At 67.5% G+C, this 24,557-nt stretch carries 22 protein-coding genes and 2 tRNA genes; 12 read left to right on the forward strand and 12 right to left on the reverse strand.

From position 1 onward, the window contains the following. Window positions 1-10: 10 nt before the first annotated feature. Window positions 11-712 (reverse strand): DUF4215 domain-containing protein, encoded by a 702-nt coding sequence (locus tag JGU66_13030; GenBank protein ID MBJ6761693.1) that lies wholly within the window; start codon window positions 710-712, stop codon window positions 11-13. A 665-nt stretch (window positions 713-1,377) separates the two neighbouring features. Between JGU66_13030 and JGU66_13035 the strand changes: the two genes are divergently transcribed. After that, window positions 1,378-1,974 (forward strand): hypothetical protein, encoded by a 597-nt coding sequence (locus JGU66_13035; GenBank protein ID MBJ6761694.1) that lies wholly within the window; start codon window positions 1,378-1,380, stop codon window positions 1,972-1,974. A gap of 32 nt (window positions 1,975-2,006) precedes the next feature. Here JGU66_13035 and JGU66_13040 read toward each other — a convergent pair whose 3' ends face one another. Continuing rightward, the gene (locus tag JGU66_13040) at window positions 2,007-2,339 is read right to left on the reverse strand and encodes a hypothetical protein (protein ID MBJ6761695.1); all 333 of its coding nucleotides are present in this window, start codon (window positions 2,337-2,339) and stop codon (window positions 2,007-2,009) included. A 594-nt stretch (window positions 2,340-2,933) separates the two neighbouring features. Between JGU66_13040 and JGU66_13045 the strand changes: the two genes are divergently transcribed. From JGU66_13045 to JGU66_13060, 4 genes are all read left to right on the forward strand, one after another. Beyond that, entirely contained in the window at window positions 2,934-4,277 is a 1,344-nt protein-coding gene (locus JGU66_13045; protein ID MBJ6761696.1) for a hypothetical protein, read from the forward strand. A gap of 233 nt (window positions 4,278-4,510) precedes the next feature. After that, complete coding sequence (locus tag JGU66_13050; GenBank protein MBJ6761697.1) at window positions 4,511-6,817, forward strand: S8 family serine peptidase; 2,307 nt, start codon at window positions 4,511-4,513, stop codon at window positions 6,815-6,817. 183 nt (window positions 6,818-7,000) lie between these two features. Then, window positions 7,001-7,165: a rubredoxin gene (locus tag JGU66_13055; protein ID MBJ6761698.1), complete on the forward strand. Its 165-nt coding sequence runs from the start codon at window positions 7,001-7,003 to the stop codon at window positions 7,163-7,165. A 153-nt stretch (window positions 7,166-7,318) separates the two neighbouring features. Continuing rightward, window positions 7,319-8,569, forward strand: coding sequence for a hypothetical protein (locus tag JGU66_13060; protein ID MBJ6761699.1), 1,251 nt, complete (start codon window positions 7,319-7,321; stop codon window positions 8,567-8,569). Here the strand turns inward: JGU66_13060 and JGU66_13065 are convergent. The 4 genes from JGU66_13065 to JGU66_13080 all read right to left on the reverse strand — a co-directional run bounded on the left by JGU66_13065 (window position 8,558) and on the right by JGU66_13080 (window position 10,906). After that, the gene (locus tag JGU66_13065; protein MBJ6761700.1) at window positions 8,558-9,073 is read right to left on the reverse strand and encodes an N-acetyltransferase; all 516 of its coding nucleotides are present in this window, start codon (window positions 9,071-9,073) and stop codon (window positions 8,558-8,560) included. The two genes, JGU66_13060 and JGU66_13065, sit on opposite strands and share 12 nt — an antisense overlap. A gap of 119 nt (window positions 9,074-9,192) precedes the next feature. Beyond that, window positions 9,193-9,453 carry a hypothetical protein gene (locus JGU66_13070; GenBank protein ID MBJ6761701.1) on the reverse strand — a complete coding sequence of 87 codons (261 nt, stop codon included), beginning with the start codon at window positions 9,451-9,453 and terminating at the stop codon, window positions 9,193-9,195. Between the two features lie 196 nt (window positions 9,454-9,649). Next, a complete protein-coding gene (locus tag JGU66_13075) occupies window positions 9,650-10,096 on the reverse strand; it encodes a hypothetical protein (protein ID MBJ6761702.1) in 447 nt (148 codons plus the stop codon). A gap of 99 nt (window positions 10,097-10,195) precedes the next feature. Beyond that, window positions 10,196-10,906: a hypothetical protein gene (locus JGU66_13080; protein MBJ6761703.1), complete on the reverse strand. Its 711-nt coding sequence runs from the start codon at window positions 10,904-10,906 to the stop codon at window positions 10,196-10,198. A gap of 135 nt (window positions 10,907-11,041) precedes the next feature. On the opposite strand from JGU66_13080, the gene JGU66_13085 reads away from it, so the two are divergent. Together JGU66_13085 and JGU66_13090 are read left to right on the forward strand one after the other, a co-directional pair. Beyond that, entirely contained in the window at window positions 11,042-12,193 is a 1,152-nt protein-coding gene (locus JGU66_13085) for a sensor histidine kinase (GenBank protein ID MBJ6761704.1), read from the forward strand. Continuing rightward, the gene (locus JGU66_13090; protein MBJ6761705.1) at window positions 12,190-12,831 is read left to right on the forward strand and encodes a response regulator transcription factor; all 642 of its coding nucleotides are present in this window, start codon (window positions 12,190-12,192) and stop codon (window positions 12,829-12,831) included. The genes JGU66_13085 and JGU66_13090 overlap by 4 nt, the downstream gene beginning before the upstream one ends. A 33-nt stretch (window positions 12,832-12,864) precedes the next feature. Here JGU66_13090 and JGU66_13095 read toward each other — a convergent pair whose 3' ends face one another. From JGU66_13095 to JGU66_13110, 4 genes are all read right to left on the reverse strand, one after another. Further along, entirely contained in the window at window positions 12,865-14,079 is a 1,215-nt protein-coding gene (locus JGU66_13095; GenBank protein MBJ6761706.1) for a methyltransferase, read from the reverse strand. Further along, a complete protein-coding gene (locus JGU66_13100) occupies window positions 14,076-14,642 on the reverse strand; it encodes an HAD family hydrolase (protein ID MBJ6761707.1) in 567 nt (188 codons plus the stop codon). The genes JGU66_13095 and JGU66_13100 overlap by 4 nt, the downstream gene beginning before the upstream one ends. A gap of 717 nt (window positions 14,643-15,359) precedes the next feature. Then, window positions 15,360-15,436: transfer RNA gene (locus JGU66_13105), tRNA-Asp, on the reverse strand. A 7-nt stretch (window positions 15,437-15,443) separates the two neighbouring features. Next, window positions 15,444-15,515: transfer RNA gene (locus JGU66_13110), tRNA-Val, on the reverse strand. 364 nt (window positions 15,516-15,879) lie between these two features. Between JGU66_13110 and hemE the strand changes: the two genes are divergently transcribed. The 4 genes from hemE to JGU66_13130 all read left to right on the forward strand — a co-directional run bounded on the left by hemE (window position 15,880) and on the right by JGU66_13130 (window position 21,787). Then, window positions 15,880-16,926, forward strand: coding sequence for a uroporphyrinogen decarboxylase (gene hemE, locus JGU66_13115; protein MBJ6761708.1), 1,047 nt, complete (start codon window positions 15,880-15,882; stop codon window positions 16,924-16,926). Between the two features lie 100 nt (window positions 16,927-17,026). Continuing rightward, window positions 17,027-18,328, forward strand: a complete 1,302-nt coding sequence (gene fadI, locus JGU66_13120; protein MBJ6761709.1) for an acetyl-CoA C-acyltransferase FadI — start codon at window positions 17,027-17,029, stop codon at window positions 18,326-18,328. Next, window positions 18,328-20,568 carry a fatty acid oxidation complex subunit alpha FadJ gene (gene fadJ, locus JGU66_13125; GenBank protein ID MBJ6761710.1) on the forward strand — a complete coding sequence of 747 codons (2,241 nt, stop codon included), beginning with the start codon at window positions 18,328-18,330 and terminating at the stop codon, window positions 20,566-20,568. Before fadI ends, fadJ begins: the two co-directional genes overlap by 1 nt. A gap of 91 nt (window positions 20,569-20,659) precedes the next feature. After that, on the forward strand, window positions 20,660-21,787 hold the full coding sequence (locus JGU66_13130; GenBank protein MBJ6761711.1) for a hypothetical protein: 1,128 nt from the start codon (window positions 20,660-20,662) through the stop codon (window positions 21,785-21,787). Here JGU66_13130 and JGU66_13135 read toward each other — a convergent pair. Further along, window positions 21,780-22,607 carry a ChbG/HpnK family deacetylase gene (locus JGU66_13135; GenBank protein ID MBJ6761712.1) on the reverse strand — a complete coding sequence of 276 codons (828 nt, stop codon included), beginning with the start codon at window positions 22,605-22,607 and terminating at the stop codon, window positions 21,780-21,782. The two genes, JGU66_13130 and JGU66_13135, sit on opposite strands and share 8 nt — an antisense overlap. Before the next feature lie 5 nt (window positions 22,608-22,612). Further along, on the reverse strand, window positions 22,613-23,407 hold the full coding sequence (locus tag JGU66_13140) for a glycosyltransferase family 2 protein (protein ID MBJ6761713.1): 795 nt from the start codon (window positions 23,405-23,407) through the stop codon (window positions 22,613-22,615). A 106-nt stretch (window positions 23,408-23,513) separates the two neighbouring features. On the opposite strand from JGU66_13140, the gene JGU66_13145 reads away from it, so the two are divergent. Beyond that, entirely contained in the window at window positions 23,514-24,491 is a 978-nt protein-coding gene (locus JGU66_13145) for a diguanylate cyclase (protein MBJ6761714.1), read from the forward strand. Window positions 24,492-24,557 lie beyond the last annotated feature (66 nt).

Raw genomic sequence — 24,557 nt, forward strand, 5'->3', positions numbered from 1 at the left:
GGAGGATGCGTCAGCGGGTACCGAGACCGCAGATGCTGGGCTGCCCGTGGCAGGAGTGGCCCGACTCGATTTCGCAGACACTGTTGCAGCCGTCGCCGGAGAGCTGGTTGCCGTCGTCGCACTGCTCGGCACCCGAGGTGTAGCCGTCACCGCAAACAACGGGGCGAACCGTCTCCACCGCGTCGATCGTGAAGACCGAGGCCACCACACCCCGGATGCGCACGTACCGATACGCCTGGGGGGACGCCGGGTAGTGCACCACCGCGACATGGGAGCCCAGCCCCAGCTCCAGCAGATTCGCAGGCGTGGTGGCGAGCACGTGGCCTGACGCACTGATGAAGTCCACCTGCGCCAACACCGCCACGTTGAGGCCGTTGTAGTAGATCTTCAGGTTGCCGTTGCCCTCCTCGCCCGCGCCCATGTCGAGCACGAGCGCAGTATTGAGCAGGCCCACGACGGTGGCGGTGAGGCCGTCGGGGGCGCCCAGGACGTTGAACGCGTTGAGCACGACGGACGTCGTCGCGGGGGAGATGGCGTCCGCGTAGGGATCGCCACCCGGAGTGAGGGAGAACGCCTCGCTGGACTCCTCGGGAGGCGGGGCATCGGACACGTAATCCTGCTCGGCGGGACTGCTGTCCCACGCACCCAGCAAGCCAGCGGCCAGGAGGGGACCCAGGACACGTGACAGCGTGATGCTCTGACGCTTGCTCATGTGGACTCCAATTCACCCGGTGGATGGGATGGGGCGGCTGGGTGTGAGCCTTTTCTGTGGAGGAGCCTCATCCCGGGCCCTTCATCGCCGAGTCGAGGCGTCACGGTCTCACGAGGAAAGCCTCCCTATCGGGTGCTCGACACAGAATGAGATGGAATGCTTGCCGCGAGACGTGGACACACCTGGAATTTGCTGCTCAGTCCACGCTGTCTTCCATCAACCCCGTCTGGAATCAGTCGCAAACGAGCAGCCGTGCGTGCTCGCGCGACGTCTCACGCAAGGGAACGCCGCCGCCGAGCGCCCAGGGAACCCCTGAAGAGAGGCCTCATCCTGAGGCGCGTCGTCGCGGGGGGCTCCAGGCCGAGTGCCCAGAGGTGGGGCGGGGCGCTCCTGTGAGAGCGGACCTCCCACCGTGCGCCGGGCCCGGGTGCGCCGGACCCTGGCCGAAAGGACACGGGTGCGCGCGGCCCCGCCTGGGCGATGAATGACAACACTTGCTCGATGGCCCTGCGGCGCGGTGGCGCAAGGCGAGCGGTCCATGCCTCCAAGGAAGGAGGGGGCGCGGGACCGCGCGCACGAAGGCGCGCCGTGAAGTTGATTTCTCAAAAGGAGATCAGGGACAGTTCCTTGGGTTCCAGTGCTCATCCCAGACACGGAGTCATGCCATGCAAGGATTCAAGTGCGCAGTGGGTCTGCTCGCCGTCCTGTCTCTGTCCGCCTGTGGTTCCGAGGGCGAGCCGCAGGATTCCCAGACACTGGCGGCCCAGTCGCAGCGACTGACGACCGGGACATCGCAGGGCTGTTCCTTCACCATCGCTTCGACCGCGCTGTCGATGAGCCCGCCGTACTACCGGGTGGACCTGGCGCGCGCGGCCTCGGCGACGTGCACGGCGGACACGGTGACGTTGGGCTATTCGTACACCACACCGGTCATCTCGTTGGCGGCCAATGACCTGGGAGTGGCGGTGAGCTTCGCCTACCGAGGCAGCCCGAGCCCGGCCGGCAACATCCAGTGCAAGGTCAAGCATGTTGCCCCGGACACGCTGAGCATCGTGCGTGACACGGACCTCGTGGTGAACTTCGGCGCGGGCAACGTCAACTCGTGCAGCCTCTCCATCTCGGGGGATGGGACGACGCTGACGGCCTCGGGGACGAAGACGGGCCCGTTCCCGGGACAGACGGGAACGGGCGGCACCTACTACATCGCCACGTACGCGAACTTCTTCACCAGCACCACGCCCCCCACCTACGTGGGCTTCTGAGTCACCCGCCGAAGGGCTCCGTGTTCGTGTGCTCAGCAGTCCTTCCAGGCTGCGCTCTCGTACACGGAGTTTCGGACTCGGCACTGATACTTCGCGAAGGTGGTGCAGTTGCCGTACTCCACATTCGGGTAGGGCCCGGCCAACGGTTGGTTCTTGCACTTGATGTAGCAACACGCCTTGAACTCACCCACTTCGCCCGTGCTCGACGCGTCGTCCGGAGCCGATGACGGCCGCCCGAGGAGGACTTCGAGTCGGGAGGATGGCTCCCCTTGCGCCACGGCGGAGTCGGGTGCCTCGCCGCCACAGCCGAACAGCGAGACACCGCTCGCGAGAATCACCACCACGTCACGATAGGAAGTCTTCATGGAGGACTCAGCACTTCTTCCAGACGTTGCCGCGATAGGGGAGGTGCTTCTGACCACAGAAATAATTTCCGTACTCAGCGCAGAGATTGTATTTGACCTTGGGGAAGGGGCCATACCAGGTCCCATTGCATTGGACGTTGCAGCAGATGGCGCTGTCCTCGACCTCGTCCTCCTGAGGAGCCGCGGCCCAGGAGGTTTCGGATTCATCGGAGGCGACTTCGTCTTGCGGCGTCGCGGGGCCACAACCCCATGCGAGCGCGCTCCCAACCGCGAGCAGGCAGAGTCCTTTGAAGCAAGATGTCATGGGACCTCGGGGGAGGCTCTGGGGGAGTTCGGAGGACCCGAGCCTTGATCCTCCATGACAATGATTGTCATTGCGGGCCGCGGTCGCCAGCGCAGCTCAGGTAAGCGCGGTCTGGAAATGACAGTTTTCCCCGGAGTCGTGCGGAATTGCCCAGCCACCTTGCCCCATGGGCGTGACGTCCCATTTTCGTACGCGAGTCCTGCTTTCCAAGAACGCGCCGAGGGGCAGTCGCGAGTCCGGATTCCAAGGAATCGGCTGTAGGCGCAGCACGCCTGTGCTACGGATGGGGTGTGGAACAGAAAGACAGCGCGACCCGCATCGTTCCCTATGTGGTGCCCTCGACGTACCCCATCGTCCCGGGGCTGGCCCGAGAACTCGGGCATGGAATCTGGGCGGTGCTCGTCCAGGACCTGGATGGGATGGTCACGGGACTCCAGCCGGCGGACCTCGCGTCACTTGGCGCGGACTCCATCGAAGCCGCATGGAAACAGGCCCTCGCGCAGCTCGACACGTTCTTCTCGAAGGAGGTCCAGGCCCGCCTCTACTCGGACGACCCGAGCCTGCCTTTCATCGTGCTGTCGGGGCCGTGGCTCGTCGCCACCTGCATCGTCCTGCCGCGCCTGCACACCTTCTCCGCGCGCGTGCTGAAGACGCCGGAGCTGCTGGTCTCCATTCCTCATCGCCAATCGCTCGTCATCTTTCCCAAGGGCGACGTGAAGTCCCGCGAGCGGATGCGCGAGCGGATTCGCGAGGTGGACTCGGGCGCGCCCAAGCCGCTCACGTTCGAGCTGTTCAACCTCTCCGAGTCCGGTGTGACGCCGTTCGACGAGCCGACGAACCCAAAGGACGCCGCAAGCAAGAAGCCCGCGGCGAAGAAGCCCGCGGACAAGAAGGCCTCGAGCAAGAAGAACCCCGCCGAGTCCGTGGAGGCCGCCGAGTCACGCCTCCATGTGCAGCTCCCGCCCGAGTATCGGACCTGGGCACTCGACCGGAAGCAGTACGCGCCTGGGGCCAAGTACGTGGAGGTCCGCGCGCCCGAGCAGCTCGCGTGGATCTCGGGCGAGGACCATCCGCTCGAGAATGACCTTCTCCTGGTGGGCAGTCGGCAGTCCGACCTCCTCGTCTTGCGCATCAAACGCTGGCAACAAGGCGAGGGCGGCGCCTCCGCCACGCTGAACCCCACGGTCTATCGCGTCGACTCCATGAAGGAGGGCGCCAGGCCGGTGAAGCTCGCCGATGACTTTCTGGAGCTGATGGTGCGCGTCGGGCCCGCGCCCACGCAGGATGTCCGCGCCGATGCCGAGCGCCGCCGCACCGCGCAGGTGCTGCTGGGCATCCATCCGTCGCAGAAGTCCTTTACGGACGAGGAGCGCGCCGTGGCCATGCGCCGCCATCCGACGCTGTTCTCCGCCGCGCAACTGTTCGAGGAGCTGACGGATCCGCGCTTCCGCTTCCTCCGGACGCCCGAGTTCCTGCTCGCGACGGGCGTGGCGCTGGGCCTCGAGAAGAACCCGGTCCGCCTGTTCGATCGCTTGATGGGCATCTACCTGCGAACCGAGAAGCTCCAGGACGAGAGTTCACGCGACGCCCTCGCGGACGCGGTGCGCAACGGCCTGGCGACCTTGGAGCCGTGACGGCCGCGCGCCAGCGGCGCTGTGTCGAGCACGCAACAGTGAACGCGCGCGCTCGACCGTTTCATTGGCATTCTTGATTTGCTTGAAATATAGGTAAATCGCTTCTGTCGTGAATGGCCTGTTTGCGCCTGGGTGTCGGCGAGTCATTCGTGGGAGCGGGTGTCCAGGTGCGGCAGCGCTGGAGACGTTTGGGAAGACGTCTCCAGGCACTCGAATACAGGGAGCACCGACACATGCGAAAGACGTCCTCGTGGTCGGCGGGCCAGTGGCGCCCGCTGAAGACCGTCGTCCTGACGTGCGCGCTCGTCGCGCCTGGGTCCCTTCTCGCCGCCAGCTCGGAGGCGGGGCCCACCCGGTCCGCGGCTCCGGGCGCTGTCCGGTTGGTGCCCGCGAAGCTCGTGACAGAGAGCGGCGTGGTGGCCGAGCGTGAGGGGCGCTATGTCCTGACCACCGCATCCGGACTCGTCATCCACCGCACCGGGCAGCCCGTCTCCGCGCTGCGCAGCCTCGCCATTCCAGACACCACCCTCCAACTCCATACGTGGCAGGAGTTGCAGGCGGATGGAACGCGTCAGGCATTCACGGCCTATACGCGGGACGGCGCGGTGTTGCTCGGCCGCGCTCGGCCTACCAGCTACCTGGTGCGGCTGGACGGCGCGCAGTTCGATCCGCTCCAGGTCACCCAGCCCCTGGCGGCCAACCTGCTCGCGGCGGATGCAGACAACACCTTGCAGTTGGTCCAGTTCCTCGGGACGCCGCTGCCCGAGTTCCGCGAGGCCATCGAGCGCGCGGGCGGCAAGGTGCTGCGCTTCCTCACGGACCACACCTTCGTCGTGGAGATGGACGCGGACGCCCAGAAGCGCGTCCAGTCGCTCCCGTATGTCCGCTGGGTGGGGCCCTACCATCCGGAGTACCGGCTGGAGCGAGAGCTGCGTGACGCGCTCGTGGGCCTGGCGCCCGCCCTGCCGCGACAGCGCTACTCGCTCATGCTGGGCGAGGCGGGGAAGGCTCGGCAGGCGGAGGTCATCGCGCTGGTCCAGCGCCTGGGTGGCGCGGTGGACCTCGTGGAGCCGGGCGGCCTGCGCGTCGAGGCGACCCTGAGCGCTGACCAGCTCCTGTCCACCGTTCGCTCCAACGCGATTCAGTTCATCGACCGCTGGGGCGGGCCGGGCGAGGTCGACATGGACATTGTCCGCGAGGTCGGCGGCGCCAACTACCTGCAGTCGGTCAAGGGGTGGACCGGCCAAGGCGTGCGCGGCGAGGTCTTCGACACGGAGCTGCTCACCACGCATCGGGAATGGGGCAAGGCTCCCATCATCCAGAGCACCGGCAACACCGGCTCCGAGTACCACGGCACGAGTTGCTACAGTAACAACTTCGCCAAGGGCGTGGATCCGCTCGCCCGCGGCATGCTGCCGGACGCGCAAGGCATCTTCTTCCGCTACAGCGAGTCCACCCAGTTTGGTGGCACCAAGTCTCGCTATGACATCAACCGCGAGCTGACGGATCCGAACGGGACGTACCGGGCGGTCTTCCAGACCTCGAGCGTGGGCAGCGCTCGCGTGCGCACGTACACCACGCTGTCCGCCGAGGTGGATGACTACCTGTTCAAGTACCCCATCCTGAGCACGCAGTCGCAGAGCAACGCGGGCAGCCAGGACTCGCGGCCCCAGGCCTGGGCGAAGAACATCGTGTCGGTGGGTGGCTTCAATCACCAGGGGACCGTCGCGCGCACGGATGACCGATGGAGCTCCAGCGGCAGCATCGGCCCGGCCGCGGATGGACGCATCAAGCCGGACCTGTCGTTCTTCTACGACAACATCCACTCGGCCACGGGCACCGGCACCGCGAGCTACACGGAGTTCGGTGGCACCAGCTCCGCCACGCCGCAGACGTCGGGGCACTTCGGGCTGCTCTTCCAGATGTGGCATCAGGGCGTGTGGAGTGGCTTCGGGGGCCAGGCGGATGTCTTTGCCAGCCGTCCGCAGATGGCCACGGCCAAGGCGCTGATGATCAACAATGCCTATCGCTACAACTGGCTGGCGGGCGGCTCCAACTCGGACCTGGACCGCTACAAGCAGGGGTGGGGCACGTCGGATCTCCGCCGCCTGCTGGACCGAGCGCCCGTGACGAGCGTGATTGACGAGACGGATGTCATCACGCCGCTGGGCGTCAAGAGCTACAACGTCTCGGTCGCCACGGGCTCCACCGAGCTGAACGTCACGATGGTCTACACGGACCCGATGGGCACCGTGGGCGCGGCGCAGGCGCGCGTCAATGACTTGTCGCTCCGCGTGACGGCGCCCAACGGGACCGTCTACTGGGGCAACAACGGCCTGACGGCGGGGAACTTCTCCACCTCCGGGGGCACGTCCAACACCATGGACACGGTGGAGAACGTCTTTATCCAGAACCCCGCGGTGGGCACGTGGAAGGTCGAGGTGCTCGGCGATGAGATTGTCCAGGACGCCCACGTGGAGACGCCCGCGGTGGACGCGGACTACGGCCTCGTCGTGAGCGGTGGGCTCATCGTTCCGTGAGCCCGCGAGCGAGCCCCGTTCGTTGAGCGGCGGGGTGGGGGCTCGCCCCATCACGCGGGATGAGCCGCACGGATGGCGTGGCTCGCCCAGTCGGACAGCATGGCCCCTCGGGCGTCGGGAGGAATCTCCCTGGACGCCCGAGGGGAATCGCCTTCTAGTGCCGGCACACCACGGGAGGCGTTCATGCGGAAGTACAAGTGCCAGGGCTGCGGCTTTGTCTACGACCCCCAGCAGGGAATCGAGGAGGACGGCTTTCCTCCGGGGACGCCCTTCGAGTCCATCCCGATGGAGTGGACCTGCGGCGAGTGCGGCGCGGACAAGGCAGACTTCCAGCCCCTCGACGGCTGAGTCGCGCGCGGCGGATTGAATAGCCCAGGAATTGTGACGTCCAGGCTCGTCCCCGCGGTGGCGTGACGCGGGGAAGAGGTGTCCTCGTGGGGAGGACAGCCTCTGAACATCAGAGCCGACTTGCGCGGGTTCGTCCCAGGGGTGAGCGCACGAATGTCGACGCGGCAGATTGAGATGTTCTGGCGGTGCTCGAGTTGCCAGCACAGGAACCTCGGCCGCCACAGGGTGTGTCAGCGCTGCAAGAAGGCCAAGGATGGCAGCGAGCCGTACGAGATGCCGGAGGACACGGCGTCCGCGGCGACGGTGACCGACGCGGCGCTCCTGCGAATGGCCACCGCGGGCCCCAACTGGCGTTGCGCCTATTGCGACAGCGACCAGCGGGCCTTGAACGGAGACTGCGAGAACTGCGGTGCCTCCGCGCCCCCGAGCCCTGAGCCCGCTGGAGCCGTGCTGCCGCGCGCGCAGAAGAAGCCGGTCTCGTTCATGCGAGGCTGTCTTTATGTCCTCTTGGGCCTGGCGTTCTTCGGGTGCTGCTGCCCGATGGGCGTCGGCATCTTGACCGGGGTGAAGAAGGCGGCGCCGGGTTCCCAGGATGCCGGGACGCCAGACGCGGGCTGGGCCCTGGCCCTCCAGGTGAAGGAGGTCTCCTGGGAGCACCTGGTGGACGTGGAGCGCTACCGCGCCGCTCAGGAGGAAGGGTTCGAGGAGGATCGCCCGGAGAACGCCATCCAGGTGAAGTCCCGCGGCTCCCGCCATCATCACGACGAGCAGGTCCTCGATGGCTACGAGACCGTCTACTACACGGAGCAGAAGCAAGACGGATACACCACGGAGTCCTATCGCGAGCAGGAGGCCTGCGGGCAGGACTGCAGCACCACGCCGCGTTCATGCAGTGAGAAGTGCACGAGCAACAAGAATGGCTTTGCCACGTGCAAGACGTCTTGCACCGGAGGCGAGCGACGGTGCTCCACCCGCTATTGCTCCGTGACCAAGACGCGCAAGAACCCGCGCTATGTCGACGTGCGTCGCTCGCGGCAGGAACCCCACTATCGAAGCGTGCCACGCAATGCGACCTGGTACTCCTGGACGCAATGGGATTGGGCGCACGACCGGACGGTGAAGAAGAGCGGGAGCACGCTCGAGACCTCCTGGCCATCGGATGTGGAGCTTCGCCCCGCGCAGCCCTTGGCGAAGGGACAGAAGGAGCGCACCTCGCGCAGCGCGAAGTACCGTGTCGTGTTCCAAGGGGGAGGGCAGCCTCCCGTGACGTACACACCCGCGACGCTGGAGGAGTTCCAGCAGTACGCCGTGGGGAGTACGCACACGCTTCAGGAGAAGGATGGGCAGATCTCGGTCGTGCCCAAGACCCCGCCGCCCGCGCCCGCTGACGCTTCAACGAACTGAGGCGGAGAAGGCAGGGTGGTAGGTCACCACGCCTTGAGGCAGGTCCCCCGTGAAGGCCAGCGATTGGAAGTACGCGGCCTCCACGCCGGGGAAGACGAGCGAAGGTTCCGCGCGAAAGCCGAAGCGGCCGTAGTACGCGGGCTCTCCCAGCACGACGCAGCCTGAGGCGCCCAGGTCGCGCAGTCGCTGGAGCGAAGCCCGCATCAGTGCGGCGCCAATCCCCGTGCCGTGTCGTTCCGGCACCACCGAGATGGGTCCCAGACCGAACCAGCCGGAGGCGCCATCGGCGATCGACACGGGGGAAATGGCGACGTGGCCGACGACGACTCCCTGGTCCTCGGCGACCAGCGAGACGGTGAGCGCGCCGGCCTCGCGCAGCGCACGAACGATGTCCTGCTCGGTGTGGCTCGTATGCGGCGCCTCGCGAAAGGCGGCGATGGTGACCGCCTCGATGGCCTGCGCATCAGCGGACGTCTCGGGACGGATGGCAATGGAAGAGGTCATGGGCGCCGACCACGGGCTCCGCGCCCGTCGAAAGGGAGAGCCACGCGTCTTCCCGCGCGGAGCGTTCCCATGTCCAGGGAAACCATCGCGTGGTGTGCGCGCCTTCACGCGAGGCGCTGTCATGCGGGCACGTCAGCCCTGGGGTTGCGTCTTGGGGTCAGGATGCTCACATCGGAGCGCTCGGAGTCTCCGGCGACGGAGAAGACCTGGGTGGCGAGCAGACCCGCCACGAGCGGGCCGTGCGTATAGACACCCAAAGCGGACGGGCCCAGTGACAGCTTCCCCGCCCCGAGTCGCAGGTCCGAAGCGGTCGGGAGCGCGAAGGTCCCGCCCGCTCCCAGGTTGAGCCCGCTGGGCAGGTTGGCGGCAAGAGAGGGCATGGGGCTGTCGCGCGGTGATACCCATGCCTCGTGAACGAGCCCGTGAAACACGTCAGTGTGCTGAGGGATTGCTCCGCATTTGCCAGGCGGTGCAGCAGATTGAAGACGCTGGCTGAGACTCGATGCCTTGTTGCGCAAATGAAAAGAGCCCGGACCGCGTGTGTCCGAGCTCCTGGATGCATCTGCTTGTGCCGCGTCAGGGATCCTGCGGCTCGTTTCCGATGCGGGTGTAGCACCGATTCCCGTACCGGATATTCTGCTCACCGCAATCCAACTCCGTGAAGTCGTTGGGAGTGACGGTCCTTTTCAAAGGAACGACTTCCTTCCAGCACGACCCGCCGAGGGCGCGTTGTCCCTCTTCGCAACTGCCTTGGCGCTTCGGATGTCGCTCTCGCGAGTCATAAAACGTCGGGTTGCGTTTGAGGAGAGACTTTTCCATGGGGGTCATGGGCCTCCCCATCTCTGCCGCCTCGACCTCGTCTTCCGTGACCGCGCCGCGAGCGATCAGGCGGGCCTGCTCGACCTCTCGGACTTGTTCGATCTGCGCCTGTTGCGCCTGCTGCTCCTGGCGGGAGCAGACCTTCGCGAGCACGACGAAACCGATGAGCCCCAGCTTGATCGAAATCAAGGTGCTGCGATTCATGAATTTCCCCTCGTAACTGGCGTTGCACCGTGCCGAGACTTTTCAGGAATGACCAGTGTGTGCTGGGCATGAGTCATTCCGAGGGGCGGTGCGCGGTGCTCAGCCTTCGGCGCGGGCGGAGGGGGCGCTCGACAGCGTCCTGGGCGGAGGTGAGAACTTCTGTCGGTAGTAGCGCACCCAGAGCCGAAGACCCGTGAGCCCGACCACCGTGGGGCCGAGGAACACCGCGAGCTGCATTCCCTCGATGCCCAGGTTCCGGGCATTCACCACGAGGACCGCCGTGAGCGTGCCGATGCCCGAGGTCACCATGGCGCCCATGTGCTGGAACCACCAGTGCATGCGCTCTCCAGGAACGCTGAGCCAGTAGCGCAGCGCCGAGCCACCCGCGAGGATCCCCACGGGCGCGAAACCCCACAGCAGCGGCGCGTGCATCACCACACCCCAGGCCAAGGTCACCAGCCCCATGCCGAGCGTGAGACTGGCAATGCCCAGGTCGTAGAGGCTCCGATGCGCGGCGGTGCGGTGCTTCGCGCGCAGCACCCGAACTCCCAGCGAGGCCGCCGCCGCGCTCTGGACGCTGAGCGAGATGAAGAACAGGGCGCTGGAGCGAGCGGCCGGTTCCACGATGAACCGCGTCCCCGAGAGAACCAGGGCCGTCAGTGCAACAACACCCATGGCGCTCACGTACACCCAGCCCACGCGCCGGTGCAGCGTGCCGCCCTTTCGAGCCACGAGCGGCAACCACAGGCTGATGAATCCGACGATGCCGGCGGCGATGTGGACCGAACGGGCAAGCGAGTAGAACGTCATGTGTGCCTCCGACGAACGGCGAGTCGGTGGCCAAGGTACGGAAGGGCGAGCGAGCCCACATCTGCGGGAAGTCACATCGCGCCCGTGTGACTTCCGGCACATGCTCGTCGCGTGATGCGCCCTATGCTGAGGCACATGGCCCAGAGGCATGGCGCTGCGAAATCCCCCTCCACTCGGCGACTGCTGCTCACCGCCGGGCTGCTGACGTGGGCCGTCGTCGGCTCGCCTCATGTCGAGGGGATGGTGCGAACGAGAGACGCCTCGCCCCTGGCGTTGGTGTGGTGGGTGGCCTTCGTGGGCTTTGGCGCGGCGTACTGTCGCAACGCCATCGCCGAGGATGCCGGCAGCGTGCCCGCGCTGGTGCTCCAGAGTCTCACGGGGCTGGTCGCTGTCGGCACCAGTGGCACGGGAGTGGATGGCGCGTTGCTCGCCATCGTCGCGGCCCAGGTGCCCGAGCTGTTGTCCCAGCGTCGCGCGGTGTTCTGGGTCGCCGCGCAGTCGGCGGTGCTGGTAGGGGTGTATCTGTGGATCCTGCCCTTCGCATCGGCCCTGGTTCAGGGGCTCATCTTCATCGGCTTTCAGGGGTTCACTCTGGCCTCGGCCACCGTCGTGGTTCGTGAGGCGCAGGCGCGGCGGGAGCTGGCTCGGCTCCACGCGGAGCTTCAGTCCACGCAGATGTTGCTGGCGGCTCGGGAGCGAGAAGGGGAGCGATTGCGCATCGCACGAGAACTACACGACTCGCTGGGGCATCACCTCACGGCCCTGTCCCTCAATCTGGAGGCCGCCGCGTACACCGCGAAGGACACACCCTCGGCTGATCATTTACGGCGCGCCCGCGAGGCCGCCCGGACACTGCTCTCCGAGGTGCGAGAGACCGTGTCTGCCTTACGCGACACCCCGCCTCCGCTGAGGGCCTCACTCCAGGCGCTCGTGGGGAATACGCCGGGCCTGACGGTCCATCTCGACATCCTGGAAGACCTCACGCTCGCTTCGTCCGAGGCGACCCATTCACTCATTCGCTGTGTTCAGGAAGTCATCACGAACACGCTGCGCCACGCACGCGCCACGCAGCTGTGGATCCGCGTCGAGTCCACCGCGGAAGGTGGAGTCCGCGTCGTCACGAAAGATGATGGCCGGGGCGCAACGACGCCGACGCCGGGGGCGGGGCTCCTGGGAATGCGCGAGCGCTTCACGCGACTGGGTGGAGACGTGTCATGGCGGGCGGAGGCGGGGAGCGGATGGGAGCTGGAGGCCTGGCTGCCCGCGAGTGTGAGGGGGACCGCATGATTCGGCTCGTCCTGGCGGATGACCATGCGCTGGTGCGGCAGGGCCTGCGAAGTCTGCTGGACCTCACCCCGGACCTCCGGGTGGTGGGTGAGGCGGTGGATGGAGAAGAAGCGCTGCGCAAGGTCGCGGAGTTGGAGCCGGACGTGGTGTTGATGGACGTGCGCATGCCGCGCATGACGGGCTTGGAGGCCCTGCGTGTGCTGCGCCGTGAGAGTCCACATCGTCGCGTGGTGTTGCTCACCACGTTCGATGAAGACTCCGCGATCATTGAGGCACTGCGTGCGGGGGTGCAGGGCTTCCTGCTCAAGGATGTCTCCCTGGACGAACTCGCGGATGCCATCCGCCGAGTCCACGCGGGACAGACCTTGCTGCCGCCCGGAGTTGCGGAGCGAGTGGCGCGAGGGCTGGCGGAGCTGCCGCGAGACTTCCCTCACGCGGAGCTGCCCGATGGCCTCACGCGCCGCGAAGTGGAAGTGCTGCGCCTCATCGCGAGAGGCCTGTCCAACCGAGAGATCGCCGATGCGCTCGGGACCGCCGAAGGGACCGTGAAGAATCAGACCTCCAGCATCCTGTCCAAGCTGGGAGTCAGGGACCGCACCCGCGCCGTCCTCCGCGCCATGGAACTCGGCTGTCTGTGAATGTTTCGGGGCGTGGGGTGGCTTGGTATGTGTTCATGCGCTCCGTGACGCGATGAGCGCGAGGTTGCGCGGAGACAGACTCGGGTTGAAGAGCTGGAGGAGTTCGACCTGGAAGCCCCATTCCTCCAGGAGGAGCGCGCGGTCCAGCAGGAGCACGACCTCCAGTGCTCTCGCGAAGCGATCCCTCAGCAGATGGCAGAGCAAGAGGTCTCGTGTCTCGGCGCGAACGGACACCTCAAAGGCATCCAGTTGGGCGTCCGTCAGGCTGAGCTTGAGACCCAGTCGCTTCAGCCGATCGAGCGCGTAGTCGGCGAACCTCCCGGCATAGAGCGCCCGGGGCGCATCTCCTGCTCTCACGAAGCTGTGCCCGGGAAAGTGCCGCCTCGCGAGGAGGTGGAACGCGAATCGCCACGCGTAGACCCGCTTCATCCGCGAGAACTCCTCCTCGGTCTTGTGTTGCCGACCTCGCGTCGTCAGTGCCAATGCATACGGAGTGAAGGGCAGCGGATGCGCGCCCCCGCAGCGGGAGACGGGGTAATCCCGAGGGACCTCCAGCTTGTCGTAGCAGCAGCCAATGTTCAGGATGAAGCCTGCCTCCTGGCTCTTGCGGATCTGCGTGAGGGCGAGCGGCCCGCAGGTATGCAGACCCATGGAAGCCCGGTCCCTGCCGGAGAAGAGCGGATCGACCTGGGGTTGGGGCTCGTCGGCGACGGAGGCCTGGACGAAACACAGGGAGTCCTCGTCCGAGGAGCGGGTTCTCGCCAGCCACTGCCGGCCCTTGTCCTGCAGCGCGGCATCCCGGTCGATGCTGTGGAATGTCCACCCGAACGTCCGCGCACAGAGTCGGGCGAGATGCCCCATGCCGCCGCCGATATCGACCGCCTGCCGGATGGAGTGTGTCCTCGGCGCGAGCAGGGCGAGCACCTGCTCCAGTTCGTGGGTCTTCTTGGCGCTGAGGCCCTGCGTCTGAGTGACTGTGAGTGCGTGACGACCCTCGTGCCAGGGCAACTCCGTCAGGTCCTTGAGTGAACCCAGGAGAGCGACCAGCGAAGGCGGCGGGATGCCCATGAGCGCCCCCTGATCCAACCGCCGCTCGCCTGCTTCATCGAGGGACCGGGCATAGGCCAACCACTCCTCGGGATAGGCGGCGCCGGACTCGGGCCAGCCCTGGAGGATGGAGCGGGACCAGAGTGGGGCCCAGGGCCGGAGTTGGTGCGTGAGCGCCTCGAGTCGCGCCTGGAAGTTCATCGCGGAGAGTTCTTCCATCCGCGCTTCTCGATCTTCCGGACATCCGGTTCGGAGGAGAGGGCTGCGAGGTACTTCGCCAAGTCGAGCAGCTCGGAGTCGTCCTCTTGTCCCTTGTGCTCGCGCACGTAGATGGCGTTGCCGTAGTTGTGGATGCACTTGGCCGGGGTGTCATCGACAATCAAGGTTCGCGCGGGCGAGTACCCTCGACGTTTCACTTTGTGGAGCTTCTTGGCGTAGGCGTAGTGCGAGGAGGGATCGAGGTAGCCGTCGTGTTCGAGTCGGGTGCGATCGAGCGAGAACGTGCAGCGACTCCGGCCCCAGGTGAATTCGAGCCTTGTCTCACTCGGGATGATTCGCTTCACAATCTCTCTCACGTAGTCATCCGAGGCCGATGACCAGACGGCAAGGCGGAACAGGGATGAGCACTCGGCCAGGAACTGGGCGAGATGCGGACCGGTGTAGACAAAGTAGTCGAACACGCGGAAGTCCGCGTCTCGCTCCAGCGGCGTCTCGCGCGCATGGATGAGCGTCTCATCAAGGTCCAGAATCAAGAGGCTCTGCATGGGGGGCGACCCGTGAAAAGCTCGGGTCTTGGAGGGGCATTGGGAGGGGCATGGGTGACACAGCGTTCCGGCGACCCCTGACCATTATCTACCGAGCCCTCGCGGCCCTGTGACGAGGCGGGGCGCTGCCGATGGGATGACGCCTGCTGGAACCTCAAGGTTACTGGGGCCTGCTGGGCTCCGTGCGCTTGGGCAGGACGGCATCGCAGCTCCTTCATCGCGGTCACGATGCCCACTGCGTGCTGATGGCGGGTGATGCCGACGCGCAACCGCTGGCAGTGGGCGGACGGGCAGGTCCGGAACTGGGGCAGCGCCTTCAGTCAGAAGCAATTGTGGGTCAGAACTCACCAGGGGCCGGTGGCGGAGCCTTCAGGTGCGGTCGGAGGGCCCGCTTCCTGACGCATGCAGGCCCATCACGCGGAGGTACGGGTTCAAGTCCCTTGCCCCTCGCCCCATCGGTTCTCCTCAGCCGACCCCGGGCATCCAGGCGTCGACCCGCCGACCGGGACCCATGTCCTGAGTCGGACACCTGCCTCATCCCCTGGGGCAGGCTGACGGGCCCCCCGTTGCTGTGAGAGTCCTACATGCGACGTGGGGACTCCTCAGAGCTCGCTGCGCGAGGCGGAGCGCGCTGGTTCGATGTGACAGGAAGGGTGTGTCAGCGGGAGCCAGAAAAAACAAAACCCCAGCAAGTCCGAAGACTTGCTGGGGTCTGAGTGGCGAGGAGTACGGGACTTGAACCCGTGGCCTCCGGCGTGACAGGCCGGCGTTCTAACCAACTGAACTAACTCCCCATAACCATGGGCGGAACAGGGATTGAACCTGTGACCCTCGCCTTGTAAGGGCGACGCTCTACCGCTGAGCTATCCGCCCTCGGCGGTCCGCCGCGCTGCAACGAGGTGGGCTTTTATAGGCGCTGCCCCACACTGTCAAGCACCTGTTTGCGGGCCCTTCGCATCAATTCTTGGCCCCCCTCTCATCCTCCTCTGGAGGCTCCGAACCCGTCTCCGCGCGATCACACTCATGGCCTCATGGGTATGCACTCATCGTCCGCGTGGCATCGCGCCGGACATGACGGATGCGCTTCGCTCCAGTATGACCCGCCCGTGAATGCGGGGGGCCGAGAGCGGGTGACGTGCCGGGCTTCTTCCACCCTTCTTCTGGCCCCCTTCTTCTGGCAGCCACCTTCCGGGCCCTCCCTCATGAGGCAGGGGCCCCCTCGCAGCAGGGACACGACGTGAACGACAGACTCCTGAGGGCCGCGCGCCGCCAGCCGACCGACACCACCCCGGTGTGGCTCATGCGCCAGGCCGGCCGCTACCTGCCCGAGTACCGGGCCATCCGCGGCAACATCGCCTTCCTCGACCTCTGCAAGGACCCTGACCTGGCGGCCGAGGTGACGGTCCAGCCCGTGACTCGCCTGGGCGTGGACGCGGCCATCATCTTCTCGGACATCCTCATCCCCGTGGAGGCCATGGGCATCCACCTGGAGCTGGGGGACAAGGGTCCGCACTTCCCCAATCCGGTCCGGACCGGGGCGGACATCGACCGGCTGGGCGTGCCCGACCCCGTCCAGGGCACCGGCTTCGTCGCCGAGGCCATCCGGCGCACGCGCCGCGCGCTCAATGACTCGGTGCCCGTCATCGGCTTCGCGGGCGCGCCCTTCACGCTGGCCGCGTACATGGTGGAGGGGGGCGGCTCGAAGAGCTACATCCTCATCAAGCGCCTCATGTTCGAGCAGCCCGCCCTGGCGCACCGCCTCTTCCAGAAGCTGACCGACACCCTCATCCCGTACCTCAAGATGCAGGTGGAGGCCGGCGCGAAGGTCGTTCAAATCTTCGACTCGTGGGGCGGCGAGCTGTCCCTCTGGGACTTCGAGCGCTTCAGCCTCCCGTACCTCACGCGCATGGTCTCCGAGCTGAAGGCCACGGGCGTCCCCGTCATCGTCTTCGGTACCGGCATGACCCCGCACCTGCCGTTGCTCAAGCGCACGGGCGCGGACGTCATCGGCCTGGACTGGCGCGTTCCCCTCGACGAGGGCCGCCGCGTGCTCGGTCCCGACGTGGCCGTGCAGGGCAACCTGGATCCGCTCCACCTCTTCCTTCCGCGCGACGAGCTGGAGGGCCGCGTGCTCGACATCCTCCGTCGTGCTGGCCCCACCGGGCACATCTTCAACCTCGGCCACGGCATCCTTCCCCCCACCGACCCCGAGGCCGCGAAGTTCCTCGTGGAGGCCGTGCACCGCCACGGCGCCGCGCTCCGCCAGGCGTCCGCGAACCCGTAGGGCCAACGGGCCTCCGGTTGACTCAAGAATCAATCCGAGGTTGACGCGGCGCATCAGCGCTCGTTAGATGCGCTTCACTCGTCGTAGGAGGGTGAGGCACATGGCAAGCGAGAAGCGAAACGGCCACCGCCGGGTGGCCATCGTCCGCGGCTTGCGGACGCCGTTCGTGAAGGCGGGCACCGTCTTCTCGGGGCTGACGGCCTTGGACCTGGGCCGCATGGTGGTCCAGGAGTTGGTCCAGCGGGCCGAACTCGACCCGAACGAAATCAATCAGGTGGTGTTCGGGCAGGTCATCCCCACGTTGACCGCGCCCTCCATCGCGCGCGAGGTGGTGCTGGCCTCGGGGCTGCCGCGCCACATCGAGGCCTTCACGGTGGCGCGCGCGTGCGCGACGTCCATCCAGGCCATGACGACGGCGGCCAACGCCATCGCGGTGGGCGAGGCGGACGTCATCATCGCGGGCGGCACCGAGTCCATGTCGGACGCGCCCATCTTCACCAGCCGTCCCCTGGCGCACGCGCTCGTGGCGTCCTCGAAGGGGCGCACCCTGCCGGAGAAGCTGCGCCCCTTCCAGAAGCTCAAGGGCAAGGACCTGCTGCCGGTGCCCCCCGCCATCGCCGAGTTCTCCACGGGCCAGACGATGGGCGAGAGCGCGGAGAAGATGGCCAAGGAGAACGGCATCACCCGCGAGGAGCAGGACCGCATCGCGTTCAACTCGCACCAGAACGCGGCCCGGGCGTGGAAGGACGGCCGCTTCGACAACGAGGTCATGCACGTCGTGGTGCCGCCGAAGTACGAGCAGGTGGTGCCCAAGGACAACATCATCCGCGAGGACACCACGCTGGAGGCGCTCGCCCAGCTCAAGCCGGTGTTCGATCGCAAGTACGGCTCGGTCACCGCGGGCAACGCCTCGCCGCTCACGGATGGCGCCGCCGCACTGCTCTTGATGACCGAGGAGAAGGCGCGGCAGCTCGGCTATGAGCCGCTGGGCTTCCTTCGCTCGCACGCCTTCGCGGCCACGGATCCGGGAGACCAGCTGCTCCAGGGCCCGGCGTACGCGGTGCCCGTGGCGCTCAAGCGCGCGGGCCTGACGCTGGCGGACATCGACCTCGTGGAGATGCACGAGGCGTTCGCCGCGCAGGTGGCGAGCAACCTCCAGGCCCTGGCCTCCAAGTCCTTCGCGAAGAAGGCGGGCTGGAGCGCGCCGGTGGGCGAGGTGGACCGCGACCGGCTCAACGTGACGGGTGGCTCCATCGCCATCGGGCATCCCTTCGGCGCCACGGGGGCGCGCATCGTCACGCAGGCCCTCAACGAGCTGAAGCGTCGCAACAAGAACACGGTGATGTGCACTGTCTGCGCCGCTGGCGGCCTGGGCGCCGCGGTCATTCTGGAGCGTGCGTGATGGCCATCAAGCTTGACGAGGTCGAGGCGAAGCAGGGCTTCCGTTACGAGGTCGAGGGCGGCGTCGCGGTCATCACGTTCGACCTGCCGGACTCGGCGGTCAACACGCTGTCCCCCGAGACGGGCGAGGCCTTCACCGCGCTGATGCGCCACGCGGAGGGCGACACGACCGTGAAGGCCGTCGTCTTCATCTCCGGCAAGAAGGACAACTTCGTCGCTGGCGCGAAGATCGATTTCCTCCAGACGCTCCGTTCCGCCGAGGAGGCCACCACCCTCAGCCGCAACGGCCAGCAGGGCTTCGAGCAGCTCGATGCCTTTCCCAAGCCGGTGGTGGCGGCCATCCACGGCGCGTGTCTGGGCGGCGGCCTGGAGTGGGCGCTCGCGTGCGACTACCGCATCGCCACCGACAGCCCCAAGACGACGCTGGGTCTGCCCGAGGTGCAGCTCGGCCTGATTCCGGGCGCGGGCGGAACGCAGCGGCTGCCGGCGCTCATCGGCGCGCAGCAGGCGCTGGACCTCATCCTCACCGGGAAGAACGTCAAGCCGGCCAAGGCGAAGAAGCTGGGGCTGGTGGATGAGGTGGTGCCCGTGCCGCTGCTTCGCTCGCTCGCGCTCCAGCGCGCCGCGGAGCTGGCGGCGGGGACGCTGAAGGTGACGCGCTCGCACGGACAGGGCCTCAAGGCCGTGGCCTCGAATGGCAAGGCGAAGGGGCTGGCGGGCTTCCTCAAGGGCCTGGCCAACAAGGACCTGTGGACGGAGGTCGCCCTCGAGGACAACCCGCTGGGCCGCAAGGTCCTGTTCGACCAGGCGCGCAAGCAGCTCCTGAAGAAGACGCGCGGCAAGTACCCCGCGCCGGAGAAGGCGCTGCAGGTCATCCGCGTGGGCCTGGAGTCCGGGCACGCCGCGGGCCTGGAGGCCGAGGCCAAGGCGTTTGGCGAGCTGGTGGTGTCCGATGTCTCGCGGCGGCTGGTGGAGATCTTCTTCGCCACCACGGCGCTGAAGAAGGAGAACGGCACCGCGAACCCGAGCGTGAAGGCGCGCGAGGTCAAGAAGGTGGGCGTGCTGGGCGGCGGGCTCATGGGCGGCGGCATCGCCTACGTGTCCTCGGCGCTCCAGGGCGTGCACGTGCGCGTGAAGGACAAGGACGACGCGGGCGCGGGGCGCGCGCTCAAGCAGGTGCAGACCGTGCTGGACGAGCGCGTGAAGCGGCGCTCGCTCACCTCGCGCGAGGCCGTCGCCAAGATGGCGATGGTCACCGCGGGGACGGACTACAGCGGCTTCAAGACCGCGGACCTCGTCATTGAAGCGGTGTTCGAGGACCTGAAGCTCAAGCACCGCATCATCGCGGAGGTCGAGGCTGTCACGCGCGAGGACTGCATCTTCGCGTCCAACACCTCCAGCCTCCCCATCTCCGAGCTGGCGAAGGGCAGCAAGCGGCCCGCGCAGCTCATCGGGATGCATTACTTCAGCCCGGTGCACAAGATGCCGCTGCTGGAGATCATCACCCACCCCGGTACCGCAGAGTGGGTCACCGCCACGTGCGTGGAGGTGGGGCGCAAGCAGGGCAAGACGGTCATCGTCGTCAATGACGGGCCCGGCTTCTACACGTCGCGCATCCTCGCGCCGTACATGAACGAGGCCGCGTACCTGCTGGCGGACGGCGCGGACATCACCGAGCTGGACAAGGCGCTGGTGGAGTTCGGCTTCCCGGTGGGGCCGATTACCCTGCTCGACGAGGTGGGCATCGACGTGGCCCACAAGGTGGGGCCCATCATGGAGGGCGCCTTCGGCAAGCGGATGGCGGCGCCCAAGGCGCTCGACGGCGTGGTGGCCGACGGACGGCTGGGCCGCAAGACGCAGAAGGGCTTCTACCTCTACGAGAACGGCAAGAAGAAGGACGTGGACCCCACCGTCTACGCGCTCTTGCCCCACGGGAAGGACCGCAAGCCCATGGAGCGCGCGGAGATGGCCGAGCGGTGCGCCCTCCAGATGGTGAACGAGGCCGTGCGCTGCCTGGGCGAGAACATCCTGCGCAGCCCGCGCGATGGCGACGTCGGGGCCATCTTCGGCCTGGGCTTCCCGCCGTTCCTCGGCGGTCCGTTCCGGTACGCGGACAGCCTGGGTCCTGCCCAACTCCTGCGCAAGCTGGAGCACTACCAGGACAAGTTCGGCGAGCGCTTCACGCCCGCGCCGTTCCTCATCGAGCAGGTCCGCGCAGGCAAGTCGTTCCACGGCGGCTGAGGCGATGTCCCCCGTCGCGAGGGCTTTCCCTCGCGGCAGGGGGCGGGTGGCTTGACGGCGGGGCGGAAGTGGACCAAGGGCAGACCTGCCCATGGAACGCTCCGCCTCCCGTACCGTGTTGCTCACCGGGCTTGGTGCCCTCCTCGTCTGTACCGCCACCGCCACGCTCGCGGCGATGGCGTGGCAACTGACGCCGCTGCCGCCGCAGGACTGGTTCGGCTCGGCGCTCTTCAAGGGCTGGGTGCGCTGGGACGCGGGCTGGTACGCCCACATCGCCACGGTGGGCTACAGCTACACGCCCGGCCAGCAGAGCCCGGTGGCGTTCTTCCCCGCGTATCCGTTGACGGTGCGCGCCGTGAGCTGGCTCGGGCTGAACACGAACCTGGCGGGCGTGCTGATTGGAATGACGTGCGGCATCTCCGCGCTCTTCGTCTTCACGCGCTGGGCTCGCACGCGCGCGGACGAGGCCGTGGCGCGCGACGCGGGGCTCATCCTGGCGCTGTATCCCTTGGCCTTCTTTCTCTACGGGCCCATGTACTCGGACGCGCTGTTCCTCCTGTTGGTGGTGAGCGCGTTCCTGCTGCTGGAGCGTGGGCACCTGGTGGCCGCGGTGCTCCTGGGCGCGGTGGCTACCGCGGCCCGTCCCGTGGCGCCCGCGCTCGTGCTGGGCTTGCTGGCGCGACGGCTGGAGTGGAAGCGCGAGCGCGGCCTGCGGTGGAACCTGTGGGACCTGCTCCCGGTGCTCGCCGCCACGGGCTTCATCTTGTACGTGCTCTACCAGTGGCGCGCGTTCGGCGAGCCCTTCGCCTTCGTGAAGACGCAGGGCTCCCCAGGGTGGGACCAACAGCCGGGCTGGCGCACGTGGCTCAAGCTGCGATGGTTCCAGGGCTACGGCTGGCACATGCGCCTGCCGGTGTTCTGGCGCCTGACGGGGCACGCGCTCGTGACGGTGGGCGCGTTCGCGCTGGTGTGGCCCACCTTCAAGCGGCTGGGCTGGGGCTATGGGCTCTTCACGCTGGCCATCGTGGGGATGCCGGCGATGGCCACCAAGGACTTCATGAGCATGGGGCGCTACCTGCTCGCGGCCTTCCCGCTGTTCCTCACGTTGGCCATGCTCCTGCGTGAGCGACCCCGCGTGCACCGCGCCGTGCTCGCGTTCAGCGCGGCGTTGATGGTGGTGCTCGCGGGGGCGTTCGGAGCCGGGGCCTACGTCACGTGAGCGCGCGGTAGGTGCTGAGCGCCACGTCGCGCTCGCGCAGCCGCTCGCGCACGCGGGGGCTGGTGAGCGCGGCCAGCTCCGCCTCCCATCCATACGTCCACGCCGGGTCTTCCGGTACGTGTGGCGTGCCATCGCCGGGGTGACACCCCAGCTCGAAGTCCCCGGCCGGCAGTGAATCCAGCACCGCGAGCAGCGCGGGCTCATCCAACCGGCCTGCCTCGAACACGCCGCCCGCGCTGACACGGCGCAGGTTCGGTGAGGCCAGGGGCGCCGTGCGCGCGAGCACCGCGAGCACGGTCGTCTTCAACGCCGGGCCGGGCGCGCGCAGCCAGCCGAGGCGGGGCATCGCGTCGGGCCACCGCAGCGGCAGTCGCTCGCGCTCCGCCAACGCCTCGACGATGGCGCGCACGCCGGGCAGCACGTGCAGGTGTTGATGCCCATCCAGATGATCCACGTCCACGCCCAGCGCGCGAGCCCGGGACACTTGAGCAGACAGCTCTCGCTCCAGCTCGTCGCGCTGAACCTGTCCGGTGAGCCAGGCGCGCGCGAACGTGGCCCAGCTCTGCCGCAGCCGTCCTTGAGGCGCCACCGTGGGCACGTCGGAGGCGGCCGAGGGCAGGCGCGTGGACAGCGCCAGATGCACGCCCACCGCCAGCCCCTGCTCACGGGCCTGTCGCGCCGCCTCGGGCGCGGTGGGCCCGGTGGACAAGAGCGTGGCGCTGGTGACGATGCCTTCGCGGTGCGCCTTCAGGATGCCTGCATCCAGTGAGGGATGCAGGCCGAGGTCATCCGCGTTGACGATGAGGCGGGTGCGGGCCATGGGGCTCAGCCGCGCGCGGCTCGGCCCGGGGCGGGCGGCGTGCGCAGGGCGGCCACCGTCGGCGGCAGGCGCACCGGCTGCTGCGGCGCCGTCGGGGTGCGCGTCTCCGGGTACAGCCGCACCAGCTCCTTCACCATCTTCACGATGACCGAGGGCGAGGCCAGCGTGGAGATGCCACGCGTGCGCGGGAAGTAGTCCACGCCCATCTGGAACACGCGGAAGCCCTTGCGGATGGCCTTCACCACCAGCTCGGCGTCGATGAACGAGCCCTGGCTCTTGAGCTCGATGGACTCCAGCACGCGGCGGTGCATCACCTTGAAGCTGAAGTTCACGTCCTTGATCTGGATGTCGAACAAGGAGCGGATGAGCATGTTGTAGACGAACGAGTAGATGATCCGCTTGGGACCCTCGCTCGTGCGGTCGAACCGGAAGGCGCAGATCATGTCCGCCTCCAGGTACTCCATGAGATGCAGCGCGCGCTCCAGCTCGCGCATGTCCCACGGCAGGTCGATGTCGGAGTAGGCGATGATGTCCTTCGTCGACGACGAGAAGCCGGTGCGCATCGCGCCGCCCAGCTTCAGGTTCTCCGGATGCGTGATGACGCGGACCTGCGGATGCTTCGCGGCCAGCGCGTCACAGATTTCCTGCGTCCGATCCGTGGATGCGTCGTTGACGATGATGACTTCGTAGTCGTCGGTCAGTCGCGCCAGCGCCTCCAGGGCGCGTTCGACGGCTCGCTCGACGTAATCCTCTTCATTCCACGCGGGAAAAAAGAGGCTGATGCTCGGGTACTTGCCCACCAGGGAGACCTCGCGGCGTGTGTGCGGCTCTGAACGGCGCTCGCTAGCAGAGCCTTCCCGAGGAACGCAAACCGGGACTCGCTCTCCAGTCAACACTCGTGCTACCATGGAGTCACCATTTTACGGTGACACTGTGAAATCCAGGCCCTACTCCCTGCTGGTGGTCGACGATTCCCAGGCCGTACTCCCCAAGCTGGCGCGCGCGCTGGGCCCCGAGGACTTCGCGCTGCGCGTGGCGCGCACGGGCCCCGAAGTCTTGCGTCTGGCGCGCGAGGTGGATGGCGTGGTGCTGTGCCTGAGCGCCAGCGCTCCCTCGGCGGGCGTGGCCCTGCTCGACAGGTTGGGCGCCGCGGAGGCGGAGCGGACGCCGCCCGTGCTCGTGCTCGCGCCCGCCGAGGCCCGCGCCGCGTGGCTGGCCGCCCTCCACAAAGGGGCTGAGGTCGTTTTGACCCCATGGGATGAGGATGAGCTGCTCGCTCGGCTGCTGCGGGGCCTGCACGCACATGCTCGGATGGAGGCCCTGGCCTCGCAGGTGGGGGAGCTGCGACACCTGTCGGTGACAGATGGGCTGACCCAGGTGCACAACCACCGCTACTTCCAGGAGCGGGTGCGCGAGGAGTTCCGTCGGGCCCAGCGCTACGACGACGCGCTGTCGCTCATCCTCCTGGACCTGGACCACTTCAAGGCGGTGAACGACCGCTATGGCCACGGCACCGGCGACGACGTGCTGCGCGAGGTGGCCGCCGCCCTCCAGCGCAGCGTGCGTGAGACGGACCTCGTGGCCCGCTACGGCGGCGAGGAGTTCGCCGTGCTGCTGCCCCGCACGCACGTGACAGGCGCCCTCACCGTGGCCGAGCGGGTCCGCCAGGAGCTGAGCGAACTCCAGCTCGGGCCCGAGCGGACCCTGCGCGTGACGGCCTCCCTGGGCGTCTCCGGCTTCCCCCACCGCACCGTGCTCTCGCCCGAGCAGCTCCTGCTCACCTCCGACGAGGCCCTCTACCGAGCCAAGCGCGAGGGCCGCGACCGCATCTGCCTGCACCCCCAGCTCTCCCTCTTCGCGCCCCCCACCTCGCAGAGCAGCTGACCTGGGTCATTAACCCTGAGTCTGATTTGACCCCTCAGTGCCGGGTGGGTTTGGATTGACCCTGAC

It is taken from the genome of Myxococcaceae bacterium JPH2, from assembly GCA_016458225.1.
Classification (GTDB): Bacteria; Myxococcota; Myxococcia; order Myxococcales; family Myxococcaceae; genus Citreicoccus.